Raw genomic sequence first — 713 nt, 5'->3', positions numbered from 1 at the left:
TTGATCCACGGCCAGGTCGAGCGTTATGAAAGCAACGAGGAGCGTCACTGGAAAAAGTCCACCTCCAGCGCCATCCAGGGGCTGCGCCACATGCTTGAAGAGGATGCGCTGGCCCGTGCGTTAACCGTGCAGAAACTCGCGCGCCACACCCATCAAATGGACAGCCTCCTGTACTTCCCGCAGGACGACGACGAGGCTCTGTCCGCCGAGCAAGAGCAACAGGTGCGCGCCGATGCCTGGGCCCGTTACACCGACAACTACCGCGAAACCGAGCGCCTTGCCTTCGAGGAACAGTCCCACGCAGCACTTGAACAGTTCATGCAAGCGACCCTCACGCCGCTGGTCCAAGCCTTTGTCGGCTGGTTCTGGAGCGCTCAGATGCGCCAGCACCTGGGCAGCAACCACGACAGCGGGGAATGGGACAGTGGCCTGTGTTTTACCGACCAGGTGAGCGCGTGCCTGACCGGGTTGACGGGCCATCAACTGATTATCGACAAACTGCTGGAAGACCTGCGCGGCCGCTACGACGACCCCGACAACCTGACCCTGCGCGCCCTGGTGCTGAACAACGACCAGGTCGCCCGAGCCCTGGAAGACGCCGCGACCCCCGCGGCCGGGGCGGCCAACCCCTACGCCCTGCGCAACGTGCTCAACGCCTTCGGCCTGGTGCTGGATCACTATGACCAAGGCCTCCTCGGCGGCGGCCTGGCCCG

General features: G+C 64.4%; 1 protein-coding gene. It reads left to right on the top strand.

Going from position 1 to position 713, the window contains the following annotated elements; genetic code table 11:
* On the top strand, positions 1-713 hold a 713-nt coding region (locus tag AC19YT_RS28350; RefSeq protein WP_500611398.1), incomplete at both ends, for a hypothetical protein.

Source organism: Pseudomonas sp. MF08875 (assembly GCF_059862525.1).
The sequence above is the reverse complement of the archived record's forward strand: the minus strand, read 5'-3'. Positions and strand labels throughout refer to the sequence as shown.